The 667-nt window shown below is 51.4% G+C and carries 2 protein-coding genes and 2 pseudogenes; 3 read left to right on the forward strand and 1 reads right to left on the reverse strand.

Annotated features, from left to right (window positions below):
- The 3 genes and pseudogenes from HBN68_RS21955 to HBN68_RS22365 form a co-directional block, all read left to right on the forward strand.
- A partial coding sequence (locus HBN68_RS21955) for a colicin E3/pyocin S6 family cytotoxin (protein WP_262378096.1) occupies window positions 1-118 on the forward strand: 118 nt, incomplete at its 5' end.
- A 16-nt stretch (window positions 119-134) separates the two neighbouring features.
- Window positions 135-386 (forward strand): pyocin S6 family toxin immunity protein, encoded by a 252-nt coding sequence (locus HBN68_RS21960; protein WP_169964595.1) that lies wholly within the window; start codon window positions 135-137, stop codon window positions 384-386.
- Between the two features lie 43 nt (window positions 387-429).
- Window positions 430-522 (forward strand): annotated as a pseudogene (locus tag HBN68_RS22365) (3'(2'),5'-bisphosphate nucleotidase CysQ); the annotation flags it as partial.
- A gap of 24 nt (window positions 523-546) precedes the next feature.
- Here HBN68_RS22365 and HBN68_RS22370 read toward each other — a convergent pair.
- Window positions 547-667, reverse strand: a pseudogene (locus tag HBN68_RS22370) (YiiD C-terminal domain-containing protein); the annotation flags it as partial.

Consider the following 667-nt stretch of genomic DNA (forward strand, 5'->3'; position numbering starts at 1 on the left):
TCAGCATGGAGCAGTGGAAGTGTATGACAAACAAGGAAACCACTTAGGGGAGTACGACGCGACTACTGGTGAACAAACTGGAAAAGCCAAGCCTGAAAGACGAATCACAACTAAGTGAATTAGGAGTGTCACCCATGGTATTTATTGCAATCAGTGGCTTTTACCCAGAGCCCAATCCAGATAATTCAATCCAGTACGAAAAAAACGTCCCACAAAAATTTGAGCCAGCAATACTCGCTGCAATGGGTTGGACCACCCTGGGTGATGTCCCTGAGGGAGAACATGAACTAACGCCAGATCAATCAATGTCGGTTATGACGATACTGGGTGACCCCTTCAATAGTGAGCTGGTTTACTTCTTAGGACTTTGCAGCGAACCGCTTTAGGTAGGTACCAACGTCTCCCCGCCAACTTTTCGTGTCACCGAACCCGGCGCGGGCATCGCTGCTCAATGACTCGTTTTTGGCATTGCCGGAAAAAGCGCCTTGGCGCGAGACGCTGTTGCAGCTTGCCCGTACCTAACCGGCATTGACCCTCGTTCCAGGGTCAACGATGCAACACATACTGGCCGCTGAAGCGGACGGCGTCTTCTTCGCCGTCTGTATTGATGACCCGGGTTTGCAGTGTCAGGCGCGCGCGGCTATGGCGTGTGTACATGCTCAAAAAC

The sequence above is a fragment of the Pseudomonas sp. WS 5078 genome (genome assembly GCF_012985745.1).
GTDB lineage: Bacteria > Pseudomonadota > Gammaproteobacteria > Pseudomonadales > Pseudomonadaceae > Aquipseudomonas > Aquipseudomonas lundensis_A.

Excerpts from the sequence above, each read along its gene's own strand:
- HBN68_RS21960 (WP_169964595.1), top strand. The coding sequence starts at position 135 with ATGGTATTTATTGCAATCAGTGGCTTTTACCCAGAGCCCAATCCAGAT.